This window comes from Nocardiopsis halotolerans DSM 44410 (genome assembly GCF_000341065.1).
GTDB lineage: Bacteria > Actinomycetota > Actinomycetes > Streptosporangiales > Streptosporangiaceae > Nocardiopsis > Nocardiopsis halotolerans.
The window spans coordinates 1-4,291 of record NZ_ANAX01000291.1 but is presented as its reverse complement, the minus strand read 5'-3'; the positions used below and the strand labels follow the sequence as shown (position 1 = coordinate 4,291).

Genomic DNA, 4,291 nt, shown 5'->3' with positions numbered 1-4,291 from the left:
ACGCCCAGCTGCCACAGGTCGAGGGCGTCGGCCTCCTGCATGCTGCCGTCGACCTTGTTGGCGGCCAGCACCACGGGACGCTTGGTCGAACGCAGCACGCGGGTGACGGCGGCGTCGGCGTCGGTGACACCGACCGTCGCGTCGACCACGAACAGGATGACGTCGGCGGTCTGCGCGGCGTACTCGGCCTGACGGGCGACCATGGCGGCCAGACCGCTGACACTGGTCTCCCAGCCGCCGGTGTCCACGAGGGTGAACCTGGCGTTCTGCCACTCGGCGTCGTAGGCGACCCGGTCCCGGGTCACGCCCGGAACGTCCTCCACCACGGCCTCACGGCGGCCGATGATGCGGTTGACCAGGCTGGACTTACCCACGTTGGGGCGGCCGACGACGGCCACCACGGGGAGGGCGGGTTCGACGTCGTCCACTCCCCCGTCGACGACGTCGGAGATGTCGAAGTCACTCATGTACTGCTCCCGGTTCTCGGTCCCCGCGCGCCCAGGACGCGTGCCGCGGGGATGCGGAGGGTCGACCCGCCCCGGGGCCTCCGGGGCACGCGGGTCGACGCGGACGCCGACGGCGTCCGTGTACTGGCCACGGGAGGGAACCCCCGTGGATGTCGTTGTGTTCCCGGACTGGACCGGGCGAACGTGGCCGGCGTCACCGCTCCACGCCCCGTTTCCGCGGACCTTCCGTCTCCCGACCGGGGCTGGGTCAGCGGTCGCGGACCTCGTCCGCCAGCTTGACGACCAGGGCGACGACCTCGTCCAGGGACAGCCCGGTGGTGTCGAGCTCGGTGACGTCGTCGGTCTGCCGCAGCGGCGAGTGCGCGCGGCTGGAGTCGAGCTTGTCGCGCCGTGCCAGATCGGCCTGGGTGGCGGCAACGTCGCTGCCGCTCACCTCCTTGCTGCGCCGCTGGGCGCGGGCCTCGGGGCTCGCGGTCAGGAACAGCCGGACCGGGGCCTCGGGGGCGACGACGGTCGTGATGTCGCGGCCCTCGACCACGATACCCGCGCTCTCGGCCCTGGCGGCGGCGATGATCTCGCGCTGGGTGCGCACGAGGCGCTCGCGCGCCGCGGGCACGGCCGAGACCGCGCTGACGTTGGTGGTGACGTCCCTGCCGCGGATCTCGGCGGCCACGTCACGTCCGTCCACCGCCACCGAGGGGGCGTTGGGGTCGGTACCCATGGTGATGACGGGACGGTCGACGAGGTCCGTCACCGCGTCGGCGTCGTTGACGTTCACGCCGTTGGACAGCATCCACCAGGTCAGCGCCCGGTACATGGCGCCGGTGTCGAGGTAACGCAGGTCCCGCGCCCTGGCCACACCCCGGGAGGTGCTCGACTTGCCCGATCCGGAGGGACCGTCGATCGCGATGACGATGCCCTCGGTGCTGCCCTGCGCGCTCACTGCCGTTGACTCCCGCTTGCGTTCACTGTTGCCGACGCCCAACCCTACCCGTCCGACCACGCGCGGGGGACGCGTCGTACGGAGGGAGGACGTGGGGAGACACAGCCCACCCTCACCGACGCCGGGTGCGGCGTTTCCCGGGCGCGTGACGCCGGTCGGGGAGGTCGGCGACGTACCCGGAACGGCGCCGTTCCGGCCCTTCCGGTTCCACGGGCCGGCCACACGTCCGGCGACTGGTGGGGGAACCACCGGGCGGCGGAGGACGTGTCCCCCGGCTCAGGCTCCCGGGTGGACCGACCAGCCGTCGGCGGACAGCGCCCGCGCGAGCGTGTCCACGGCGGCGGGCAACACGTACAGCTGCGCCACACCCAGCGGCAGCCCGGGGGTGTGTTCGATACGCACGTCCTCGATGTTGACCCCGGCCTCCGCCGCGGCGGCGAACAGGCGGCCCAGCGAACCGGGTTCGTCGGGGATCACCACGGGGATCACCGTGTAGTCGGGCCGCTGGACCGTGCCGTGCTTGCCGGGGATGCGGCCGTGCCCGGACCTTCCCCGTTCCAGCAGGTCCGCCACCGGCGCGAGGACCTCCTCGGCGGAGCCCCCCGCCGCCAACGCGCGCAGGGCGTCGGCCGTCGCCGCCAGGTCGGCGGCCACCTCGTGCAGGACCTCCGCGACCGGAGCGGCGTTGTGCGTGAGGATCTCGGACCACATGGCCGGATCGCCGCCCGCCACCCGGGTGACGTCGCGCACGCCCTGCCCCGCCAGGGTCAGGGCGGCGTCGTCACCGGAGACCAGCCGGGCCGCCACCGCCGACGAGGCCACGTGGGGGGCGTGCGAGACCAGCGCCACCGCACGGTCGTGCACCCCGGCGTCCAACACCAGCGGGTCGGCACCGCACAGACGGGCGATCTCGGTGATCGCGGCGATCGCCTGCGGGTCGGCCTTGCCGGTGGGGCACAGCGCCCACGAGCGTCCCAGGAACAGGTCGGCGCGCGCGGCACCGGGCCCCTGCTTCTCCCTGCCGCCCATGGGGTGCCCGGGAACGAACGTGGCCATGTCGCAGCCCAGCCGTTCGGCCTCGGCCAGCACGCTCGCCTTGACGCTGGCCACGTCCGTGTACACGTGGGCCAGCCCCCGGTCCTGGGAGGCGCGCAGCACGGAGGGGATGGCGGCGGGCGGTGCGGCGATGACCGCGACGTCCGCCGGGGCCGACGACGGGTCGGCGGACTCCTCCAGGGGACGCCCCGCGCCCAGGTCGCAGGCCAGGCGCAGGGAGGCGGGGTCGGGATCGGAGAGGGTGACGTCGACGTCGCGGGAGCGCAGGGCGAGCGCCACCGACGTTCCGATGAGCCCGGCCCCGACCACCGTGACCCGGCGTACCGCGGCCCGCTGCTCTCCGCTTCCCTCCGCGCCGCTGCTGTTGCCCACTGCTCCCCCGCCTCCGACGTGTACTGGTCTCCCAAGCGTACGACCTGCCCGGGGAGCGGCGCCGACCGCTACTGCGCGATGTCCAGCCTCAGGGCCTGGGCCCCGCGCAGGTAGACGTGCTGGATCTCCGAGCGCGGAAGGTCCGTCTCCACGTGCGCCATGAGGCGGACCACACGCGGCAGGGCGTGGGGGACGGCGATCTCGGTCGCGCACATCAGCGGAACGTCGGCGAAACCGAGCTTGCGCGCGGCCAGCGCCGGAAACTCGCTGTTCAGGTCGGGGGTGGCGGTGAACAGCACGCTGATCACGTCGTCGGTCTCCAGGGTGTTGCGCCGCATCACCTCCGAGACCAGCTCGGCCGTGGCCTCCAGCACCTGTTCGCGCTCGTCCTCGTCCACCTGCACCGCACCACGGATGGCCCGTACCGCCACGTTCTGTCCCGCCTCGTCCTCGTTCACGGCGCCGTCCCCGGGAAAGGGGAACGGCGGTCGCGACCCGGGGGTTTCCGGGTCGGCGACCGCCGTCAACTGTATCTACAGGCCCGCCGCCTCGTAGAGTTCGCTCACCTCACGCGAGGTGAGCGCCCGCATCGTGCCCAGTTTGAGGGCGTTCAGGTCGATCGGGCCGACCTGGGTGCGGGCGAGGTCGGAGACCGGGTGGCCGACAGCCTCCATCAGGCGGCGCACGATGTGCTTACGCCCCTCGTGCAGGCGGATCTCGACGAACGCCTTGGGGGGCTCGTTGTCCACCACGCGGAAGGAGTCGACCTCGACCGGGCCGTCCTCCAACTCGACGCCCTTCTGCACCTCGCGCACGACGCGCTGCGGAACCGGTCCGGGCACCTTGGCGACGTAGGTCTTGACGACCTTGTAGCGCGGGTGGGTGAGCCGGTTGGCCAGCTCGCCGTCGTTGGTCAGCAGGATGAGGCCCTCGGTCTCGGTGTCCAGCCGACCCACGTGGAAGATCCGCTCGTCGGTCTGACCGGTGTAGTCGGCCAGGGTGGGGCGGCCCTCGGGGTCCCACATGGTGCTGACGACGCCGCGCGGCTTGTTCAGTGCGAAGTACAGCTTGTCCGGGGCGGTGACCACGCGCATGCCGTCGACGCGGATCTCGGAGGTCTCGGGGTCGACCCGGGCACCGAAACGGCGCACGACCTGGCCGTCCACGCTGACGCGTCCGGCCGCGATCATCTCCTCGCTGGCGCGGCGGCTGGCGACACCGGCCGCGGCGAGCGCCTTCTGGAGGCGGATGCCGCCCTCGACGCCGGTGTAGGTGTCGCGCGGGTCGTCGTCGTTGCGGTCCTCGTCCTTGGGGTCGTAGTCGGCGCGCAGGGCGTTGAGCCGTTCGCGGGCCGCCTTGGAGAGCTGACCCTCGCTCGTGAAGCCGCCCGCGCCGCCACGGTTCCCCTGGCGGTTGGCGCCACGGTTGTCACCGCCACCGCCGAAGGAACGGC

5 protein-coding genes are annotated in these 4,291 nt (G+C 72.9%); all 5 read right to left on the bottom strand.

Translation table 11 applies throughout. The annotated features are described in order from the left end of the window. The coding region (locus D455_RS31270) for a GTPase (protein ID WP_040685036.1) at positions 1-467 on the bottom strand (467 nt) is incomplete at its 3' end. 247 nt (positions 468-714) lie between these two features. After that, entirely contained in the window at positions 715-1,410 is a 696-nt protein-coding gene (cmk, locus tag D455_RS0121535) for a (d)CMP kinase (RefSeq protein WP_017572758.1), read from the bottom strand. A 276-nt stretch (positions 1,411-1,686) separates the two neighbouring features. After that, the gene (locus D455_RS0121530) at positions 1,687-2,838 is read right to left on the bottom strand and encodes a prephenate dehydrogenase (protein WP_017572757.1); all 1,152 of its coding nucleotides are present in this window, start codon (positions 2,836-2,838) and stop codon (positions 1,687-1,689) included. Positions 2,839-2,906: 68 nt separating this feature from the next. After that, positions 2,907-3,269 carry a chorismate mutase gene (gene aroH, locus D455_RS0121525; RefSeq protein WP_026122855.1) on the bottom strand — a complete coding sequence of 121 codons (363 nt, stop codon included), beginning with the start codon at positions 3,267-3,269 and terminating at the stop codon, positions 2,907-2,909. A gap of 102 nt (positions 3,270-3,371) precedes the next feature. Then, positions 3,372-4,291 (bottom strand): pseudouridine synthase (locus D455_RS0121520; protein WP_017572755.1); only part of this gene is annotated, 920 nt, incomplete at its 5' end.